Origin of the sequence: Parabacteroides sp. An277 (assembly GCF_002159645.1) — a bacterium.
Classification (GTDB): domain Bacteria; phylum Bacteroidota; class Bacteroidia; order Bacteroidales; family Tannerellaceae; genus Parabacteroides.
Genome location: NZ_NFJB01000006.1, coordinates 57,327 through 77,009, shown reverse-complemented (window position 1 = coordinate 77,009; position 19,683 = coordinate 57,327). Strand labels below are relative to the sequence as shown.

Annotated in this window: 15 protein-coding genes and 3 tRNA genes; 11 read left to right on the top strand and 7 right to left on the bottom strand. The window is 45.5% G+C overall.

The genetic code is table 11. The features are described from left to right. Positions 1–274: 274 nt before the first annotated feature. The 3 genes from B5F77_RS03845 to B5F77_RS03835 form a co-directional block, all read right to left on the bottom strand. Positions 275–1,657: an alpha-L-fucosidase gene (locus B5F77_RS03845; RefSeq protein ID WP_239445724.1), complete on the bottom strand. Its 1,383-nt coding sequence runs from the start codon at positions 1,655–1,657 to the stop codon at positions 275–277. Between the two features lie 58 nt (positions 1,658–1,715). After that, the gene (locus B5F77_RS03840; RefSeq protein ID WP_087327889.1) at positions 1,716–3,188 is read right to left on the bottom strand and encodes a sulfatase; all 1,473 of its coding nucleotides are present in this window, start codon (positions 3,186–3,188) and stop codon (positions 1,716–1,718) included. Between the two features lie 401 nt (positions 3,189–3,589). After that, positions 3,590–3,662, bottom strand: a tRNA-Trp gene (locus B5F77_RS03835). A gap of 193 nt (positions 3,663–3,855) precedes the next feature. Between B5F77_RS03835 and B5F77_RS03830 the strand changes: the two genes are divergently transcribed. The 6 genes from B5F77_RS03830 to B5F77_RS03805 all read left to right on the top strand — a co-directional run bounded on the left by B5F77_RS03830 (position 3,856) and on the right by B5F77_RS03805 (position 9,121). Beyond that, positions 3,856–3,931: transfer RNA gene (locus B5F77_RS03830), tRNA-His, on the top strand. Between the two features lie 34 nt (positions 3,932–3,965). Then, positions 3,966–4,041, top strand: a tRNA-His gene (locus B5F77_RS03825). 152 nt (positions 4,042–4,193) lie between these two features. Then, a complete protein-coding gene (gene lysS / locus B5F77_RS03820) occupies positions 4,194–5,924 on the top strand; it encodes a lysine--tRNA ligase (RefSeq protein ID WP_087327885.1) in 1,731 nt (576 codons plus the stop codon). A gap of 14 nt (positions 5,925–5,938) precedes the next feature. Continuing rightward, positions 5,939–6,934: an NAD(P)H-dependent glycerol-3-phosphate dehydrogenase gene (locus B5F77_RS03815; RefSeq protein WP_087327882.1), complete on the top strand. Its 996-nt coding sequence runs from the start codon at positions 5,939–5,941 to the stop codon at positions 6,932–6,934. 14 nt (positions 6,935–6,948) lie between these two features. Further along, positions 6,949–8,295, top strand: a complete 1,347-nt coding sequence (locus B5F77_RS03810; protein ID WP_087327879.1) for a glucose-6-phosphate isomerase — start codon at positions 6,949–6,951, stop codon at positions 8,293–8,295. Between the two features lie 82 nt (positions 8,296–8,377). Then, on the top strand, positions 8,378–9,121 hold the full coding sequence (locus B5F77_RS03805; protein WP_087327876.1) for an HAD-IA family hydrolase: 744 nt from the start codon (positions 8,378–8,380) through the stop codon (positions 9,119–9,121). Here the strand turns inward: B5F77_RS03805 and B5F77_RS03800 are convergent. After that, a complete protein-coding gene (locus B5F77_RS03800) occupies positions 9,109–10,023 on the bottom strand; it encodes a sugar phosphate isomerase/epimerase family protein (protein WP_087327873.1) in 915 nt (304 codons plus the stop codon). The genes B5F77_RS03805 and B5F77_RS03800 overlap by 13 nt on opposite strands. Positions 10,024–10,473: 450 nt before the next feature. On the opposite strand from B5F77_RS03800, the gene B5F77_RS03795 reads away from it, so the two are divergent. After that, positions 10,474–11,409: a TIGR01212 family radical SAM protein gene (locus B5F77_RS03795; protein WP_087327870.1), complete on the top strand. Its 936-nt coding sequence runs from the start codon at positions 10,474–10,476 to the stop codon at positions 11,407–11,409. Here B5F77_RS03795 and B5F77_RS03790 read toward each other — a convergent pair. The 3 genes from B5F77_RS03790 to B5F77_RS03780 are packed head-to-tail and all read right to left on the bottom strand — an operon-like array spanning position 11,391 to position 16,682. After that, complete coding sequence (locus B5F77_RS03790) at positions 11,391–12,290, bottom strand: PfkB family carbohydrate kinase (protein WP_087327867.1); 900 nt, start codon at positions 12,288–12,290, stop codon at positions 11,391–11,393. The genes B5F77_RS03795 and B5F77_RS03790 overlap by 19 nt on opposite strands. A 60-nt stretch (positions 12,291–12,350) precedes the next feature. Further along, positions 12,351–14,393, bottom strand: coding sequence for a polysaccharide lyase family 8 super-sandwich domain-containing protein (locus tag B5F77_RS03785; protein WP_087327864.1), 2,043 nt, complete (start codon positions 14,391–14,393; stop codon positions 12,351–12,353). 3 nt (positions 14,394–14,396) lie between these two features. Further along, the gene (locus B5F77_RS03780) at positions 14,397–16,682 is read right to left on the bottom strand and encodes a glycoside hydrolase family 95-like protein (protein WP_204244944.1); all 2,286 of its coding nucleotides are present in this window, start codon (positions 16,680–16,682) and stop codon (positions 14,397–14,399) included. Positions 16,683–17,214: 532 nt separating this feature from the next. Between B5F77_RS03780 and rpsF the strand changes: the two genes are divergently transcribed. The 4 genes from rpsF (at position 17,215) to B5F77_RS03760 (ending at position 19,602) form a co-directional block, all read left to right on the top strand. Continuing rightward, the gene (gene rpsF / locus B5F77_RS03775; RefSeq protein WP_087327862.1) at positions 17,215–17,568 is read left to right on the top strand and encodes a 30S ribosomal protein S6; all 354 of its coding nucleotides are present in this window, start codon (positions 17,215–17,217) and stop codon (positions 17,566–17,568) included. A 2-nt stretch (positions 17,569–17,570) separates the two neighbouring features. Next, a complete protein-coding gene (gene rpsR / locus B5F77_RS03770) occupies positions 17,571–17,840 on the top strand; it encodes a 30S ribosomal protein S18 (RefSeq protein WP_087327858.1) in 270 nt (89 codons plus the stop codon). A gap of 21 nt (positions 17,841–17,861) precedes the next feature. Then, entirely contained in the window at positions 17,862–18,308 is a 447-nt protein-coding gene (rplI, locus tag B5F77_RS03765) for a 50S ribosomal protein L9 (protein WP_087327855.1), read from the top strand. Between the two features lie 487 nt (positions 18,309–18,795). Further along, the gene (locus B5F77_RS03760; RefSeq protein ID WP_087327851.1) at positions 18,796–19,602 is read left to right on the top strand and encodes a hypothetical protein; all 807 of its coding nucleotides are present in this window, start codon (positions 18,796–18,798) and stop codon (positions 19,600–19,602) included. The last annotated feature ends 81 nt before the right edge of the window (positions 19,603–19,683 follow it).

The window sequence follows — 19,683 nt, the reverse complement described above, 5'->3', positions numbered from 1 at the left end:
CCTAATTATTCCAAGAATTTCAATTCCGCCTGCCTCGTTTCCGTTTCCAGGCAGAAACGAAAAGGTTTCTCGTTATAATCGAAAAAGATTTCCGTTATAAATAAAAAAGGTTTCCGCTATAAATAAAAAAGATTTCCATTCTAAAATCCTATTTAAATTTCTCAGTTTTAGGATGAAATAGTATTTCTTCTTTCCGTGAAAAAATTATTTTTAAAATACAATACTCACATCCTCCATCTTACAGGAAATTCCAATAAGGTCACGCCTCATCGCATCAGAATACACGGAATGCTTTTATAAATACATCTCCTTTCGATTCTTTTATAACCAATCGGATTTCTGATATTTTTTCGGGAGAAGATAATCGTTCAATCCGCTTATGCCCAATACAAGTTCCTTCTGCTAACTTTTTCCAGTTTCCGGACACTTTTCCTTCTATCACATATTTTCGTACCCGCTCACCTTGTGTAATATCTTCCTGTATTACCAGATGGGAAATCAAGGTCGGTTTGTCCAATGCTATACAATACATGTTTCCTTTACCTTCCGTTTGCTTCAACGGATGCGCATACTTTTGATCAATAGCTCGTCCGAACTCGGCCAACCGCAAGGAATCTGCAGCCGGAATCAATCCCCGGTCATCTGGCGTCAACCCCAAAATCAAGGTTGAATTACGCCCCACCGACTTCTCATACATATCCATCAAGTTCTCCAATGGAAAGATATGAGCTTCATCACCTGGTTCCCAGAACCATTCATGCCGACCCTTATAACCACGCAAAGGAGAATCCGACATAGCCGGCATATAATAGGCTCCGTTTGGATCACCCGTCTTCAATAGCTGGAAATCATTCTTAAAGATCTCTTCCTGATTCTTGGAATGAGAATAAGGGAAAGGATAAGTTCCCCAACAAGGATAAGAAACCGTTCCTGTCTCCGATCCGCCCCAACGCATATCTGCCCGCTGACTGTTATGGTAGAAAATGATATTCTTCTGGTATTTCTCCACAATCGGCAGGATATCAGCTCCACCCAATTCTGGTCCATGACCACCACCATCATACCAGACAATCGCCAGATCCCCGTAACGAGACATCAGTTCTTCCGTCATCCCTTCGCACATTTTATTATAAAACACCTGCCGGTTTTCCTGAAACTTCGTCCCATCCTTCGGCATCATAAAATCATGTACTCCCAAGAATGAATTCCAACGGATACCAATATAAATACCCGGTTTCACGCCATACTTCCGACAAGAGTTGACAAAGTCGCGCACAATATCACCTTTCCCATCCTGCCATTTTAAAGCTTTCATGCAATACGGATTAACATCCGACTGATAAAGTGCAAAACCTGTCTCATGTGTAGCCGTCAGAATAGCGATCTTCGCCCCCATTCCCTTAGCACTCCGAATCCATTGATCCGTATCATACTGCGTAGGATTGAAGATATTTATATCCGGGATTGGTGTAATCCGATTATAAGCCTGATTGTATTGTTTCCCATCAAATACATGTAGATCATAATGAAATACAGCGACCAGTTCAGCCTCCTGCCAAGTAATCTGTGCCGGAGTCGGTCGTGGAACCGATGTTTTCTCTTCCGCCCAACCCATACTTATGCACCCAGCCAGTAAAGTTGCCCATATCCATTTCATCTTATTCATTTCCTTCTTATTTATCAATGTTCCTATTTATCTGTTATCATAAGGTTTGTCAAAGAGGAAAAGTAACTCCTTTTTCCAATAACGGAAGCAACTTTTGTACTACTTCCGGATGCTCTTTGGCCATGTTTTTCCGTTCGATACGGTCTTCTGTATATTGATAAAGTTCCGTCACCACTTTTCCCTCTTTGTTATAATAGGTCAAACGATATTCCGGTGTCCGAAGTGAAATACTGTGTCCCCAATAGCTATAAGCCACATCTGTCCATGTCGAATCATCCGGATGATTCAATAGATTAGCAAAACTATGCCCATCCAAACCTGGAGGCAACGGGACGTGACATAGTTCCATCAGCGTAGGATAGATATCTACCGAATTGACAATCCGTCGGTTTTTAATTCCCGACTTACAATCGGGTGCTTTCACGATCAACGTACTACTCAACGAAGGTTCGAACAGCGTATGTTTTCCCCAAATACGGAGGTCGCCCAAATGCCAACCATGATCTCCCCACAAAACAATAACGGTATTATCGGCTTCTCCAGATTCTTCAAGCGCATTCAAAACCTTCCCCACTTGTGCGTCCACATAACTGATGCAAGCAAAATAGGCATGACGGAGTTTCCGCGCATAGTCATCCGATAAACGATGAGCGACAGAAGGCATCTCGTCTCCCGCCTGGTAACTCTTAAATTCTGCACTCTCGTGTAAAGCTACAGGGTCACAATCTTCCGGGACATCCGGCATAGGAGAAATCGGAAGCTTGGATTCATCATACCAATCCCAATACTTCTTTGGAGCCGTGAAGGGAAGATGAGGCTTGAAAAAACCAACCGCCAAACAAAAGGGTTCCTCCTTCGCGGCAAGTTCTTTCAGTTTCTTAACCGCCAAGTTTGCCGTCAGGCCATCCGGATACCCCTCGTCTGCCACATCTGCACATTCGTATGGTTTGACTTGCTTATCGCGGCTCTGCCGATTACTTCCATTAGCATAACCGAAAAATGCATTCCAGCCATTCCCCCATTTCCCTGCATCAAACAGCATTTCGTCCCAACTATAAGGAAGTTCCCATTTATTTGTCTTCGGCTCTTCATAACCATATAAACAACCATCGGCATAATGACTAACTTTCCCTATGCCTACCGTATAATATCCATTCCTGCGTAAATGATGGAACATCGTCTCTGGAATTTCTCCTTCCGGCTTATCAGAAAGGCGCATCCGGCAAGCTTCGTTCGACAAATCAGATGCGGCCTTAGGCAAATGCCCCGTCAACATACTGGCTCGCGAGGCTCCGCTTGTCGGCACTTGCACATAATGCTGAAAAAATACACTTCCTTGCGAGGCTAATTTATCCATATTAGGTGTTTTCACCCAAGAGCCATACACACCCAATTCCCGCCGAAGATCATCCACACAGATAAACAGAATATTCGGTTTCGTCTCTTTTGTCTGTTTCTGAGCATGCCCTTGAAAAGGCAAAACAACCAAACAGGCATATAATAAAGAATAATTCGTTCTCATAACATAAAAGTTAATCCTTACATCCGCAACACTTTAGTTTAAAATTCTCCTGAAGATGTAAGCAACAAAAAGTTGCCTAAAATTTTACCATGTCATCAGAATCACTTAACTTATTGTTGCAAATAAAAATCAAATAATCCCTGACAGATATGGCAAAGATAGTGACAAAATCAGAAAAGTTCATCCCTTTCGGAGGAATTTTTCCAATCATAAAGAGGTTGGATTCTCGTTATTATCGAAAAAGATTCCCGTTATAAATAAAAAAGGTTTTCGCTATAAATAAAAAAGATTTCCACTATAAATAAAAGAAAGGACCATTATAAATAAAAAAGCTGCCGAATGACCAACATCCGACAGCCCCAACTAAATCAAAAACCTTAAAACTATGAAATAAAATAATGCACGGAACGAGAGGCTCGAACTCCCGACACCTGGTTTTGGAGACCAGTGCTCTACCAACTGAGCTAGTTCCGTATTTCGAGTGCAAAGGTAAGCATATTTTTGATATTTCCAAGCAAAATAGGAATAAATTCTACCCGGCAGGTTTAAAAAACTTGGTTGACGCAAAGAAAAAGCGTGTTTTTCTCCAGAATATTTGCAGAATCAAAAATTATGCTTACCTTTGCACCGTCTTTCAGGAAAAGAGGTTTCCAAAGAGACGGAATATGGTGAATGTAGCTCAGTTGGTTAGAGCATTGGATTGTGGTTCCAAGGGTCGTGGGTTCGAGCCCCATCTTTCACCCCGTAGTGGGAACGGATTTTCAAAAAGACAGACATGGTGAATGTAGCTCAGTTGGTTAGAGCATTGGATTGTGGTTCCAAGGGTCGTGGGTTCGAGCCCCATCTTTCACCCTCATTTAGGCGAGAGGAGATATTCCAAAACGGGATATTTCCTCTTTCTTTTTTCGGAAGAAATCGCTCGGATACGGTTTTTTCTTTGTAATACGATTTTCATACCGAGATTTTTTATATTTTTGCACTGTATTTATACAAAGTAGTAGCGTAATGAATCTATTAGAACTGAGCGAACAGGAAATCATAAGGCGGAATAGCATGGCGCAATTACGCCAGATGGGGATTGAGCCATACCCCGCCGCAGAGTATGTAACAAACGCGTTTTCGAAAGAGATAAAAGCCTCCTTCCAAGACGATGACGCGCCGCGCCAAGTACGCGTGGCCGGACGTATCATGAGCCGTCGCATCATGGGAAAGGCTTCCTTCATGGAGTTGCAGGATTCAGAAGGACGTATCCAAGTATACATTTCGCGTGACGATATTTGTCCGGACGAAAATAAAGACCTATATAATATTGTATTCAAAAAATTGCTGGATATTGGCGATTTCGTCGGCATCAAAGGATATGTATTCCGTACGCAAATGGGTGAAATCTCTATCCACGCGGAAGAAATCACTGTACTGTCCAAATCGTTACGCCCGCTTCCGATCGTCAAATACAAAGATGGGGTGGCCTACGATGGATTCAACGACCCGGAATTGCGCTATCGCCAACGGTATGTGGACTTGGTAGTAAACGAAGGCGTGAAGGACATTTTCCTGAAACGAGCTAAAGTATTGAAGACCATGCGCCGCGTATTGGACGATGCCGGATATACAGAAGTAGAAACGCCTACGCTGCAATCCATTCCAGGAGGTGCCAGTGCCCGTCCTTTTATCACCCACTTCAATGCGTTAGATATAGATATGTATATGCGCATTGCAACGGAACTTTACCTCAAAAGATTGATAGTTGGTGGTTTCGAAGGTGTATACGAAATTGGTAAAAACTTCCGCAATGAAGGAATGGACCGCACGCACAATCCGGAATTCACCTGCATGGAGCTGTATGTCCAATATAAAGACTATAACTGGATGATGTCGTTCACCGAAAAATTGTTGGAAGAAATCTGCGTCACCGTCAACGGTTCGAGTGAAACCGTAGTCGATGGTAAGACCATCAGCTTCAAAGCACCCTATCGCCGCTTGCCTATCTTGGAAGCCATCAAGGAAAAGACTGGATATGACCTCGAAGGCATGGACGAAGCCCAAATCCGGGAAGTATGCCAGAAGCTAAATATGGAAATCGACGAGACCATGGGGAAAGGCAAACTGATAGATGAAATCTTTGGTGAATTCTGTGAAGGTACTTTCATCCAGCCTACCTTTATTATAGACTATCCAGTAGAGATGTCACCGCTGACGAAGATGCACCGTAGTAAGCCCGGCTTGACGGAACGCTTCGAATTGATGGTCAACGGAAAGGAATTGGCAAACGCTTATTCCGAATTGAACGACCCTATCGACCAAGAAGCCCGTTTCAAAGAACAGATGCGCTTGGCCGACAAAGGAGACGACGAAGCGATGATTATCGACCAAGACTTCATGCGTGCATTGGAATATGGTATGCCACCAACGAGCGGCATCGGTATCGGTATCGACCGGTTAGTCATGTTAATGACCGGGCAAACTACCATCCAAGAAGTGCTGCTCTTCCCACAAATGCGTCCAGAAAAGAGTGTAAAAAAAGATTCAGCAGAGAAATATGCCGCCATTGGCGTAGACAAAGAGTGGGTACCTGCTTTGCAAAAAGCCGGATACGTGACGCTCGATGTCTTGAAAGAGGCAAACCCCAACAAGGTACGACAAGAACTTTGCGAACTGAACAAGAAATATAAGCTGGATTTAACCAACCCGACGGTCGAACAAGTTGCCGAATGGATTGCGAATGCAGCTAAATAAAACTGGATATAAGCATGAATTTGCCTGGTAAAATTGCAATAATGGGAGGCGGTAGTTGGGCTACCGCTTTAGCCAAGATTGTACTTTCAACTCAAGAAACGATAAACTGGTATATGCGCCGGGAAGACCAAATTCAGGCGTTCTTACAAACGGGGCATAACCCCAGTTATCTGTCGGCTGTGGAATTCGATTTGGATCGGATTACATTTTATTCCGATATCAATAAGGCGATAAAGGAATCGGATACGTTGATATTCGCCACGCCTTCGCCTTTCTTAAAACAGCATCTGCAAAAGGTAACGACTTCCTTGCACGACAAATTCATCATTTCCGCCATCAAAGGCATTGTACCTGACGAGAACATGTTGATTGCGGATTACTTTTCCGAATATTACAACGTGCCCATCGAACATATTGCCGTTATCGGAGGGCCTTGCCACGCCGAGGAGATTGCGTTAGAGCGTTTGTCGTACATCACGCTGGCTTGCCCAAACATCGACTATGTGAAGCAGCTCTCTCCGGTCTTCCGGAATACTTATTTGCGGAACTATTGCTGCAAAGATGTGACAGGTATTGAATATGCGTCTGTGTTGAAAAACGTCTATGCAATTGTAGCAGGCATCTGCCATGGCATGAAATATGGTGATAATTTCTTGGCTGTATTTATCTGCAATGCCATCGAAGAAATGCGTAATTTCCTATATGCCGTACATGGATTGGAACGGGATATTACGGATTCCGTCTATTTGGGCGACTTGCTGGTGACGGCTTATTCTCGTTTCAGCCGTAACCGTACGTTCGGTACGATGATAGGAAAAGGTTATTCTGTCAAAACAGCCCAACTGGAAATGGAAATGATTGCCGAAGGATATTACGGAACCAAATGTATCCACGAAATTAACGAGAAATATAAAGTCAATATGCCGATATTAGATGCTTTATACGCGATTTTATATGAACGAAAATCGCCTACCATCGAAATCCGGCAATTAACACAAACATTCAAATAAACCGATATTGCTTTATGAAAAACATTTGTTTAAACATTGAGAAGGCGTTAGGAACAGTTTCTAAAGAACAGGTTTTCGCTCGGGAAACGGAATCCAACGCATGTATGGCGACCTTGCATAATGGCACGGGAGCAGGTAATGACTTTTTAGGCTGGTTGCATCTGCCATCATCGATTACAGATGCAGAACTGGCGGATATTGAAAACACGGCGGAAGTGTTGCGTTCAAAGTGTGAAGTAGTTGTTGCTATCGGTATCGGAGGTAGCTACTTAGGAGCACGCGCTGTCATTGAAGCCATGAGTAATAGTTTCGATTGGTTGCATACCTCCAACCGTAAAAACCCGGTAATGCTCTATGCCGGACATAATATCGGGGAAGATTACTTGTATGAATTGTGCGATATTCTAAAGGACAAGCAGTTCGGTATCATCAATATCTCTAAATCGGGGACAACTACCGAACCGGCTATTGCTTTCCGCATGTTGAAAAAGCAATTGGAAGAGGCCGTAGGTAAAGAAGAAGCGAAGCATCGCATCGTAGCTATTACAGATGCACGAAAAGGCGCTTTGCGTACGTTGGCCACACAAGAAGGATACAAGACGTTTGTTATCCCCGACAATGTGGGTGGACGTTTCTCTGTCCTGACGCCTGTCGGTCTGTTGCCGATTGCCGTAGCTGGAGTGAACATCCGCGAGTTGGTAGCCGGCGCCGTTTCTATGGAAAAAGCTACCGATGCCAGCGTACCGTTCGCTGAAAATCCAGCGGCTATCTATGCGGCCACACGTAATGAGCTCTACAAAGCAGGAAAGAAAATCGAAATCTTGTGCAACTTCAATCCGAAATTGCACTATATCGCTGAATGGTGGAAACAGCTTTACGGCGAAAGCGAAGGCAAAGAGGGTAAAGGTATTTTCCCGGCAGCTGTGGATTTGACTACGGATTTGCACTCGATGGGCCAATGGATTCAAGAAGGCGAGCGTACGATTTTCGAAACGGTCATCTCGGTAGAGGAAATGGAACATAGTATGATTGTTCCGACCGATGCGGAAAATCTCGACGGGTTGAACTTCCTTGCCGGAAAACATGTGGATGAAGTCAACAAGATGGCAGAATTAGGTACGCAACTGGCGCATGTCGATGGCGGCGTTCCGAATCTGAAAATCTCGTTGCCGGCTATCACGCCTTACTACATCGGCCAGCTCTTCTACTTCTTTGAAAAGGCTTGCGGTATCAGCGGGTATATGCTCGGTGTGAATCCGTTCAACCAACCGGGTGTAGAAGCATACAAGAAGAATATGTTTGCTTTGCTCAACAAACCTGGATACGAAAAGGAAAGCGAAGCCATCAAAAGCAGACTATAATTCTTCAACTTTAATTATTCATATTATTCTTGGGAAAGTACGCCATCCTCGGCGTGCTTTCCTTTTTTAAGTACGATTATTAATGGAAAAAGAAACGATCAAAAAAGCCGTTGAGCATTATGCTTTCCAGACGGGCAAACGGTTAAACCCGAAGGCGGTCCTCTTCGATATGGACGGCGTGCTTTACGATTCGATGCGACATCATGCCCGGTCGTGGATGGAAATATCCGCGCGACATCATCTCTTGGCCGAAGAGAAAGATTTTTATCTATGGGAAGGACAAACCGGGGCAGGCACCATCAACGCCTTGTTCCAACGGACATTCCATCGGGATGCTACCGAAGCGGAAAAACAGGACCTTTATGCCGAGAAGGCGGCACTCTTCACCCGCTATAACGATGGCAATCCGATGCCGGGCGCAGCGGATGTTCTCCGTGTGGTACGTTCGTTTGGGCTTCAACGCGTCGTCGTCACTGGCTCAGGGCAACGGAGCCTTCTCGACAAATTGGAGCATTCTTTCCCAGGATGTTTCTCGACGGACAAAATGGTAACGGCATTCGACGTCAAAATCGGGAAGCCGCATCCTGAACCCTATTGGATGGGATTGCAAAAGGCGGGAGTCGCACCTCACGAAGCAATAGTCGTCGAAAATGCCCCGATGGGCGTACATGCCGGTGTGGCTGCGGGCATTTTCACCATCGCCGTCAATACCGGGCCACTTTCCGATGCCGACCTCCAAAAAGAAGGCGCCCATCTTCTGTTTCCTTCGATGGACGCTTTGGCTCATTCATTCCCCCTGTTAATGGACGTGATTCATTTTACATAAGGAGCCTTTGCCAGGAACTCGTAGCTCTGCTGTACGCTGGCTACCGGGTTTCCATTCGTATAGGCTTCTACTTCTACAAACCAATCTTCTATCCCGCTTGCGTACATTTGCTGGAATATCGGTTCGAAGTTCATCTTGCCGCTTGCCCCGATTTCCTTCTCGTCTTTGATATGCACCGCCCGGATTTGGTCGGCTTTTTCCTTCAGCAGTTTAACAGGGTCTCCGCCTCCATATTGTGCCCAATAAACATCCAATTCAAAGCGCACATGCTGCTTATCTACATGGTCTAACAAGAAATCGTAGATAAGCGTGCCTTCCACCTGCTTGAACTCGAAGGCATGATTATGATAACCGAATATCAGTCCGGCCTGCGTTGCCTTCTCGCCTACCCGGCTGTAATAATCGCAATACATCTTGAGGTAATCAAGCGTGGTCTTGTCGTCCACAGCCATCCAAGGTTGGATGATAAATTTCGCACCCACTTCGCGGTGAGCTTCGATGGCGCGGTCCCACCAAGCCATGACTTCCGCATCCTTCTCCTTGTCGTATGCCTGTCCGACATGGGCACTCACGCAACGCATTCCCAGGTCTTCCACCCGTTTACGAAAATCCGCAGGAGCCAGTCCATAGATTTTTCCATCCTCATAATTTGCCATTTCGAGGTTTTTATATCCCATCTTGGCCACGGTTTCGAGCACCGGTTGGATGCCATCTTTGGCAATATCATCGCGCAAGGAATAAAGTTGCAATCCTATGTTTTTCGATTGGGAAACGGCCTGTGCCGTCTGGGAAGCGGCTTGTGTATTCGTTTTTCCACCACAAGAGGCTAATAATTGCGGAGCCAAGAGTCCGCCTGCCATCATCCAAGAGGCATTTTTCAAAAATTCTCGTCTGCTTTGCATAGTATTCTATTTTTTAATGTCGTTTTTCTTATTAGCACCGCGAAAGTAAGGATATATTTCCGGATATGCAACACGAACCGGCCAATTTTTTTCTCTCCAGTCAGGTATCTGGTCCGGATTCTTCCCAAGAAGCGTTTTCGACCTCTTCTTTGCTATCATTTTTTTTGAAATAAAGGCAAAGAAGGGCTCCTGATACCTATTTTAAAAATAATAGAGCTCAAGAAGTCTTCTTTAGTTCTATTTCAAAAGAAATAGTATTCAAGAAGCCTTCTTTAGCTATTTTTCAAATGAAATAGAACTAAAGAAGGGTATGAAAGGGCTACAGCTTCTATTTTCTATCTATTTTTTTGGAAAGAAAAAGGAATTATCGCCCCTTCGTTCTTTTCTTTCAAGAGAAAAGAACGGAAAGAGCATTTGCAAAACGCCCAAAATCCATGTACCTTTGCAGCCATGGAAACGAAGAAAGCATATAGGGATTTGGCGGTTTTCTTGGGGAGATTCTTCGAGGGAAAGGTACAGAAAATATCCATCAATGCCGGATTTTCGTGCCCGAACCGGGACGGGACGAAAGGTTGGGGCGGCTGCACGTATTGCAATAACCAGACATTCAGCCCAGACTATTGCCAGCGGGAGAAATCCGTCACACAACAATTGACGGAAGGCATCCGTTTTTTCAGCCGTAAATATCCGACGATGCGCTACTTGGCTTATTTCCAATCCTACACCAACACGTATGGCGAAACCGAACAATTAATAGCCAAATACGAGGAAGCGTTGCGTGTGGAGGGAGTCGTGGGCCTGATCGTGGGGACGCGTCCCGATTGCATGCCTGACAAACTGTTGGATTATTTCGCGGAATTAGCCCGAAAGCAGTTCGTGATGGTGGAATATGGCGTAGAGAGTACGTTGGACCGCACGCTGCAACGCATCAACCGGGGGCATACGTATGCCGAGGCGGAAGAGGCTATCCGGCGAACGGCTGCACAGGGCATCCATACGGGAGCGCACCTCATCCTGGGACTTCCGGGCGAAACGAGGGAAGAAATCCTGCAACATGCCACACGCATTTCCAGCCTGCCGCTGGAGACGCTCAAACTTCACCAGTTGCAATTAATCCGGAATACCCGCATGGCAAAGGAATATGAATCGAATCCGGATGATTTCCACCTGTATGACGTAGATGAATATGTGGAGTTGGTCGTGGATTTCGTAGAACGAATCCGCCCGCAACTGGTTGTCGAACGATTCGTGTCGCAGTCGCCCAAGGAGCTGCTGATAGCGCCCGATTGGGGACTGAAAAACTACGAATTCGTATCGAAAGTAGACCGGCGGTTTGCCGAACGGCAGACATGGCAAGGCCGGTTATATCAAGAAATGCAAGGATAAGTACGTTCGGCTGTTTCCATACAACCACGAATATCGTCCAACGAACCGGAAAAGGGACCGATAGCCTCTATTTTCAACGTAGACATGGCAGCCGCAAACCGGCCTGCGTCGTCGATACTCCATCCTTTCGCACGGCCATAAAGATAGCCTGTCATATAGGTATCGCCACATCCCGTCGCATCGACCACCTCTCGCGGACGATAAGCAGGTATGAAATGGAAATCCGAACCATCATAAATCACAGAACCGTTGCTGCCAAGCGTCAGTAGCACCTCTTTTACACCCCACGCATGAAGTTGGACGGCTGCGACCATCGGGTCGTTGGTCCCCGTCAAGGCCAACGTTTCCGGTTCATTGGCCTTCAGGAAATGGACATACCGCAGGAATTCCTCCTTCCGGTCCCAGTCTACAGGAAAAACATCTTCGCCTTGCACTTCGCGGAGATAACCTTGCGCGTCAATGGAAATACGTCCCTTCTTCGACAAGTAGGCTACTACTTCGAGAGAGAAATCGTCGGCCAACAAGCTACCCAGATGGAAAATCTGTGCCTCCAAGTCTTGCAGGTATTCAATAGTAAAGGGGTCTGCCTTTGCCAATACATGCTGGGTACGGTTATCTTGGTTCTCGCCATAAATATTCTCGAAATAAACCGACTGGCGGGAAGGCATTACCTTGACCAAAATACCTTCGCGACGCAATTCGTCAACTACATGCATATCTTCGGCGCCCAGTGCTGTGACCAACATATAATTGATGTCTGGCAAACAGCGGATGGCGTGTGAGAAATAATAAGACGTACCGCCCGGCTGATGGGCTGTCCGTCGTGGCGTAATAATTTTATCGTGCGTAATATGCCCGATACAACAAAGTTGGTGTTTCATCCTTTATACGTTTTTAGTTATCTTCTCTTTCAATAAAGGCGCAAAAGTAAATAAAAACCCTTATAATTGGAAAAGTTTTTCGGAGCTTATCTCCCACTTTCCCCCTTTACGCTGGAAATAATAGAGCCCGGGCGCCTTCACTTTACACTTTTGCCCTTCGAATTCCAGCTCTCCTGCGGCATACACGGCTGCCCACACTTCGGCATCCGCTGGGAAATAAACCACCTGCGCTTGGCTATCGTTCTGCAAAAGACGAATGCATTCCAAGTCGAAACGAGAAACGGTTGTCGAATCTGCAGCAGGCAACACTAAATAAGCATAACTACCCGACGCGGGACGGACGCCATGCCGAAGATAAACTGAAAAGGTTTTGCCCTGCACGACAGCCGGACTATACATGCCCATGAAATCACACCATTGCCCCGTGCGTGGCAGAACCTCCACCACACAAGTGTCTGGAGAGAAAACAATATATCCCTTTCGGTTATGATACAGGCGCAACTCTGGTCGGAGCCATTCATACGATCCGGAAAGCGGTTTCCATTCCTGGCCATCCCACATCCGAGCCTCGTCGCGTCCTAAACATTGCTCCAAGGAAGTCGTCACCGAAACAGCCGAATCCGATGCAATATCTCCTCCCAAACAAAGGACAAATGAATCCGTAAATACCCAAGCTTTGCGGGCATGAAGGCCATCTCGCTGAAGTTCCATGGCCGAAATGCCTCGTTGCCCCACTGTCAGCCCGCCCACCAAGTTCGATTCATTCCGAGACCCGGTATGATTCACATCCGGAAGCGGGTCGGCAACATGCGCCGCCTCGTAGGAAGTCACGCCGGGCACCTTGCGCCAATCCCAAAAGGGAAAGACATTCAAATACTCGCGCGCGTCGGTATAAAAATAGGTCGCGCCATCACCCAAATAATATCCCAGGATATTATCTTCGTTTACATGTTCCGTTCCAATCACCCGCAGGGAAGACATGCGAAGTGAGGCCATCCAATCGTGCGTGCGATGAACCGTATAATCGGAATGGTCAAAATGTTTATGTCCTACAAGCCGGTTCGCATTCCGAGGGAAACCTTCCCGAAGCCCCAAATCCTCGGCCGCAAACGCCAAGGCATAGGCTTTATGCAGAGGCGCATTATGGAAGAACTGCCTGCCAAGGGCATTGATATCCATCGTACGATGCCAGATAGTCCATCGGAATCCTTCGTTTACCAACGAAGTAAGAATCGCTCTCTTTTCTGCTTCGAAAGCATACGTCGTCCCCGAAAACAGACGGTCGAAGAAAGCCATGCTAGTCACAAAAGACAATCCATAATTTCCAAATTGAAGTTGCGGACCATGTTGATGGAAACTCCAATCAGGCTGAATGCCTTCTATTTGTCCCAATCGAATTTCAGAAGCAATCGTATCACGTGCGGCACGAACCCATGCCGCATCGTTTTCAAGAAGCGCACGAATCAATACATTACCCGCGAGCCAGACCTTGTTTTGTCCCGTCATGCCAAACTTCGCCTCCTGCATCAAGCGGATGGCCTCCGCTCTTTCCTCCTGGCTTAATTGTCCTTCCAATAAAATAAACGCCGACCCCAAAGTTTTGGGAATGCCTATTTGATTGTACCACCAATTTAAGCATCGGGGACGAGCCGTAAACCAATAATGCAACGCCCGGTGAATGGCCTCTTCTACCTCGTCGGCATGATAAAAAGCGGTTCCAGGTGTGTGATAGAGTTTGGCCAATTCTAAGACACGGTCGGCATGAAGCTTCGGTTCCCAGCCCGAACGTTTCGTATCTGCATAATTAATATCTTGCCACGACCCATCCGGATTCAAGGCTTTTAAATAAGCCTTTATCTTATCCAAATCGAAAGGATAACGTTGGTGAAGTTCCACTACGACCTGGTCAGACATTTCCTTTTCTGGCGGAATCTGCCAAAGGTCTGCCCTTAAAGAATCTTTTGCCTCTACTACCGACAATAATATTTCCCGGTAATTTGCCTTGAGTTGGCGAAGCGATTCGTCTTCGCTGGCATGTCCCGTAGAAATATGTCCCCAGCAAAGACATGCTATACCTATAATAAAAGGAAGAATATGCGCCATTCCCTATTTGTTTATCTGTTCACGTTTCTTACCAAACCAATTATGCGTAGGATTTTCGATCGGGCGGATGGTCATATCGGGTTTCTTTCCTTCCGGATACACCACAAACGATTCGCCTTGAGCCAACTCAATCTGCCAAACCCCTTCCGCCAAGCGAGTCGGACTGAAGGTTTTGCCTTGACGTTCGAAAACAGGACGCTCTATGTCGGTCACTAACACGCACGGTTCGCCCGCCCCACTCTTTACTTCGATAAAGGCAGTCTTTCCTCCTTGGCGGCTGGCAGACACGGTAAAGGCTCCTTCGGCCAAGAAATTAGCATACGCTACCTCTTGCCATGCGTCCGGCACAGCCGGAAAGACGCGAATCTTTCCTCCCCAACTCTGCAATAACATATCATGGATGGATTGCACACCCGAGAGGGGTGTTTCGATAACCGGCCCGGATTCACGATACAACGTATTCACACTCAAGAAGCGCCCGAACAATCCGTTCAAATAGGAAAGGGCATCATTCCCTTTTCCCAAAGCCGACGAAAGAGACGAAGCTCCGGTCAGCGAATAACCTTGATGTGCCCCAGCTTTGCTTTGCCAATAATCCAACGACTTCTCGATTAAAGCCGCCTCATCCGCATCCTCTTTATTAATAAGGTATAATGGATAAGCCATCAAGAGATGCGAATAATGGCGATGCGAGAAGGCGTAAGGCACATTCCGTCCGATACACAACCCGTTTTCATCTTGGGGATAAGGCGTCAAGTTCGCCACTACATTTTGCCATTTCGGAATCAACGGATCGTCTATATGCAGACGTTCGGAAATTTCCAGCAAGGTTTTACATCCCCACCGAAGCAATGCCAAATCATAATTGCAATCCTCCGCACTTCCATATTCGGGAGAGAACGTGGCAGGTAGGTGCCATTTCCCGTCTTCCTCTTCGCGCAGGAAATAAAGGTAATAATTAATAGCGCCCTTCAATAGCGGGAAGAGCTTTTCGCGCAAGAGGACATCGTCCATCTGGTGTCGGTAAATCAACCAAAGGCTATGGCACGCCCATGTCAAATTCCCCACCTCGGCCGGTTTATCTACGCCCGGAATGCCCACCGGATCAGAAGCTCCTTCGAAATTAGTCGAACGAGCCAATCCGTAAGCTCCTTCGCGATAAGGTGCTTGCAGGTTATTACGGAGTTGGTCCAGATGGTCATAGAGCGTATGTTCGAGCGAACCTGCCAACGAAAGCCGGTTCGAAGCATTCAAAGGCCAATAGCTAAGTTGCACGTTTAAATTCCACCATGCATTGGGCCAAGGCGTAACGGTCAGCCACGGACCCGTACAATCCATCAACGCCCTATCGCCCCGCGTGGCCGAAGCCAGCTTATACATTTGTATCCAATAGAAGTTTTCCTTTTGTCCATCGGGCAAGGTCAGGAAACTGGCCGGATAATAGGCATGCCACCAGGCACGGTGCGTTTGTTGAAGTCCGGCATATCCTGTGCGGATAGCGTTCTCCAACGTCTTCGCGCTCAGCTCACGTGCATTCGTTTCCGGATAAGTATGTTTCAACGTCACCCAAAGCGTACGCGTCTTTCCTTCGTGGGTTTCACGCCAACGAACAGCCATCCCACCTCCGGCCAATAGCGGTTGATACGAAACACCTTCAGTTTGGGTTGAATCGACCTCGACAGGCGGATTCAAAGGATATTGTTCTGGCATGGCGGCTTTCCAATCGGGATTCTGTTTGGCAAAGAGCCATCGCGGACTTTCCGAGGGGGCGGGTTTCCATTCCCACCGGCAACCCTCTTCATCACCTTCCGTCCAGAGCTGGGTTACCATGACCATTTCCTCGCTATGCACAAAACTTCGTATGTGAATTTTCCCGCGGGTAGTCGTAATATCTGCTGTAGTTTCAGCATTCCATAAATCCAAACGCATCTGTCCGTCCGTGATTTCCCCGCAGGGATGAAGCGCAAAGTGTCCCGTCAGAAGGCGGCATTTATGGAACAAATCGTTCTTTTCCGGCCGATGGTCGTGGTAGGCGCAATCGCCCGTCTCGAAGCGTAAATAATTCTCTCCCGGTTCTTTGTAAATCATCCAACCCAACATCCCGTTGCCCATATAGGCAGACTCGTACCAATACTCCGGAAGCACGTCCCAAACCAAATCCTGTTTTCGCATGAATTGCTCCCAATCCACCTCCAAACGCGCTTCACGTTCCGCATCCGCACACCCAATGCCGGCTAATAAAAGGAGGGACATCCACACCGCCCTCCACGCAAACTTGTAAAAAGACATAATACAATAATAATAATGTGTTTCTCTTTTTGTTCATCTTACCGGGAAACAAAGGTACAATAATTTTGCCAATGCGCCTGAATTATAACGATAATCCTTTCTGATTATAACGATAATCCATTTCGATTATAACGACAAACGGAATCGCACACCCGCAGATGGAGAGACATCATCGGCAGACTGCACCACGGCTCTTTCATTTAAATTGGATACCGCAGGCCTCGCTCCGCTTCGACCTACGGCTACTTGAAAATTGCGCCTCTTCGAGGCACGATATAGGTAATAAAACAGTCCTCGAAGAGGACTTCTGTACATAGCTGCTGGTCGAAGCGGAGCGAGGCCTGCAGCTACAAGCGTTCCGAACCAGTTCCCTTAAGATCTACAAGGTCACCGCTTTTTTAAATGAAAAAGCCGTGCATGCTGCACTTTTTTAAGCGAAACAATCCCAAGAAAATTTGGCAGATAAAGAAAAAAGACGTACCTTTGCACCGAAAAAATCAAATAATAACAAATAAAAAACAGTATTAATCGTATGAACAATTACGAAACCGTTTTCATTTTAACTCCCGTTTTGTCTGATGCACAGATGAAGGAAGCGGTAGACAAATTCACAGGCATCCTGAAAGAACAAGGTGCTGAAATCGTGAATGAAGAAAATTGGGGATTGCGTAAATTAGCTTATCCTATTCAAAAGAAATCTACAGGCTTCTACCAGCTGATTGAATTCAAGGCAGAACCGTCGGTTATTGAAACATTGGAAATTAACTTCCGCCGCGACGAACGCGTTATCCGTTTCTTGACATTCCGTCAGGATAAATATGCAGCCGAATATGCCGCAAAGAGAAGAAGTTTGAAATCATCTAAAGAAACAGTAAAGGAGAATTAATTATGGCAGCTACTCAATCAGAAATCAGATATTTGACTCCGCCTACAGTAGACGTGAAGAAAAAGAAATATTGCCGCTTCAAAAAGAACGGTATCAAGTATATCGACTACAAAGATCCGGAATTCTTGAAAAAATTCTTGAACGAGCAGGGAAAAATCCTTCCGCGTCGTATCACAGGAACATCTTTGAAATTCCAACGCCGCGTAGCGCAAGCCGTAAAACGTGCTCGTCACTTGGCATTGCTTCCTTTCGTAACAGATTTGATGAAATAATAATAAAAGAGGAGACAGAATATGCAAGTTATTTTGAAAGAAGACGTAGCTAACTTAGGCTACAAGGACGATATCGTAACTGTTAAATCGGGTTACGGACGTAACTTTCTAATCCCCACGGGTAAAGCAGTTATCGCATCAGAATCTGCCAAGAAAGTATTAGCTGAAAACTTGAAGCAACGCGCTCATAAGTTGGCTAAAATCAAAGCAGACGCAGAAGAGTTGGCTGCTAAATTGGCGAATGTGAGCTTGACAATCGCTACCAAGACAAGTTCGACAGGTACTATCTTCGGTTCGGTAAACAATATCCAGATTGCAGACGAATTGGCAAAGCAGGGTTTCAATGTCGACCGCAAGATTATCTATATCAAAGAAGCAGTGAAGGAAGTAGGCAACTACAAAGCTACGCTTAAACTCCACAAGGAAGTATCCGTAGAAATTCCTTTCACGGTTATCTCTGAAGAGTAAAAATAAAATTATGGAATAGGAAGAGAAGATATGCCCTCGCGGGCTATCTTCTCTTTTTTTGTATACCCACCAAAAAATTTCCCTAAAAAATTAGAATTATATCAGAAATCATTCCTATATTTGCGGCATCTCTAAGAAGATTCAGCGGAATCTTTGAGATTTGACATACTGAGTTAAAGCATTTACGATATTATTCCAAAAGGAAAAATCGCCAAATTTTACTACAAGGGAATAATAAACATAGATGCTTGCACTCTTAGCTGTATGCTTTTCTGTAGAAGGAATAAGTATATTTAACAGCATAGAGTGCGGGCCATTGTTTCATTATCCTTGTAGTAGGCGTTTGGCGATGCCTTCCTTTTGATAATAAGCAAACCGCCCGCACTTTTTTTATGTCTTTTCATAATCAAGTTTGGTGAGTTGGAAGTAGATGCTAACCGGTTTAGAAACTAATTAATTAATCCATTCACAAATAAATTATTGTATTATGAAAAGAAAATTGTTTACTTTTTTGATGGCATTCCTCGCTACGGTGGGGAATGCAGTTTGGGGGCAGACACCTATAGATTTATCCTCCCAAGATGCCAATATTACTTCTACTGGGAATTATACTATCACAGGGGATGGAGGCAGTAGCCATACGATTGCAGTAAACACATCTGGTGATGTTCATATCACAGTAAATAATGCCAGTGCAAATCAGAATGGAGGTGATAATAATGCATTTTCAATTGAAAGTGGAACGGTCTACCTTACGTTGGAAGGGACAAATTCATTTATTAGCGGTCACGAACACGCCGGTATCTATGTAGCCGAAGGAGCTACTTTAATTATTGATGGTGAAGGGTCCTTGACGGCGGAGTGTGCAAAAACAAATGGATATAGTTCTTCTTTAGCGGCTGGAATTGGAGGAAGTTCTGATAATCCAAATTTTGGAACGATTTGGATAAAAGGAGGAAATATAACAGCACGCTCTTACTCTGATGGACAAAATTCAGGAACAAGTACTCATGCACATGGAGCTGGTATTGGTGGTGGAAATAATTCTTCAAATGGAACTATTATTATAACTGGAGGTGCAGTGAATGCAGCATGTGAGGACTTAGATGGATTATATACATCTGGATATTATGCAGCCGTAGGTGCTGGTATTGGTGGTGGCTACCAAGGAACATGCGATGCTATAGCTATTCTTGGAGGAACCGTTACAGCATACAACACTGTTTCCTATGGTGGAAATACAGGTAATAATATTGGTACTGGATACGATTATTCAGGAAGCAAGCATCCATAATTTTTGGAAAGTGGGATAAAAATACGACAACATCGGTAACATATTCACAAAACAGCATAGACAGAACGCACTTTTTATATG

Bases quoted from the DNA above. Each gene is read 5' to 3' on its own strand.
- B5F77_RS03840 (WP_087327889.1), bottom strand. From the start codon at position 3,188: ATGAGAACGAATTATTCTTTATTATATGCCTGTTTGGTTGTTTTGCCT.
- B5F77_RS03800 (WP_087327873.1), bottom strand. From the start codon at position 10,023: ATGCAAAGCAGACGAGAATTTTTGAAAAATGCCTCTTGGATGATGGCA.
- B5F77_RS03805 (WP_087327876.1), top strand. From the start codon at position 8,378: ATGGAAAAAGAAACGATCAAAAAAGCCGTTGAGCATTATGCTTTCCAG.
- B5F77_RS03815 (WP_087327882.1), top strand. From the start codon at position 5,939: ATGAATTTGCCTGGTAAAATTGCAATAATGGGAGGCGGTAGTTGGGCT.
- B5F77_RS03760 (WP_087327851.1), top strand. From the start codon at position 18,796: ATGAAAAGAAAATTGTTTACTTTTTTGATGGCATTCCTCGCTACGGTG.
- B5F77_RS03845 (WP_239445724.1), bottom strand. From the start codon at position 1,657: ATGAAATGGATATGGGCAACTTTACTGGCTGGGTGCATAAGTATGGGT.
- B5F77_RS03790 (WP_087327867.1), bottom strand. From the start codon at position 12,290: ATGAAACACCAACTTTGTTGTATCGGGCATATTACGCACGATAAAATT.
- B5F77_RS03810 (WP_087327879.1), top strand. From the start codon at position 6,949: ATGAAAAACATTTGTTTAAACATTGAGAAGGCGTTAGGAACAGTTTCT.
- rplI (WP_087327855.1), top strand. From the start codon at position 17,862: ATGCAAGTTATTTTGAAAGAAGACGTAGCTAACTTAGGCTACAAGGAC.
- rpsF (WP_087327862.1), top strand. From the start codon at position 17,215: ATGAACAATTACGAAACCGTTTTCATTTTAACTCCCGTTTTGTCTGAT.
- rpsR (WP_087327858.1), top strand. From the start codon at position 17,571: ATGGCAGCTACTCAATCAGAAATCAGATATTTGACTCCGCCTACAGTA.
- B5F77_RS03780 (WP_204244944.1), bottom strand. From the start codon at position 16,682: ATGTCTTTTTACAAGTTTGCGTGGAGGGCGGTGTGGATGTCCCTCCTT.
- B5F77_RS03795 (WP_087327870.1), top strand. From the start codon at position 10,474: ATGGAAACGAAGAAAGCATATAGGGATTTGGCGGTTTTCTTGGGGAGA.
- lysS (WP_087327885.1), top strand. From the start codon at position 4,194: ATGAATCTATTAGAACTGAGCGAACAGGAAATCATAAGGCGGAATAGC.
- B5F77_RS03785 (WP_087327864.1), bottom strand. From the start codon at position 14,393: ATGGCGCATATTCTTCCTTTTATTATAGGTATAGCATGTCTTTGCTGG.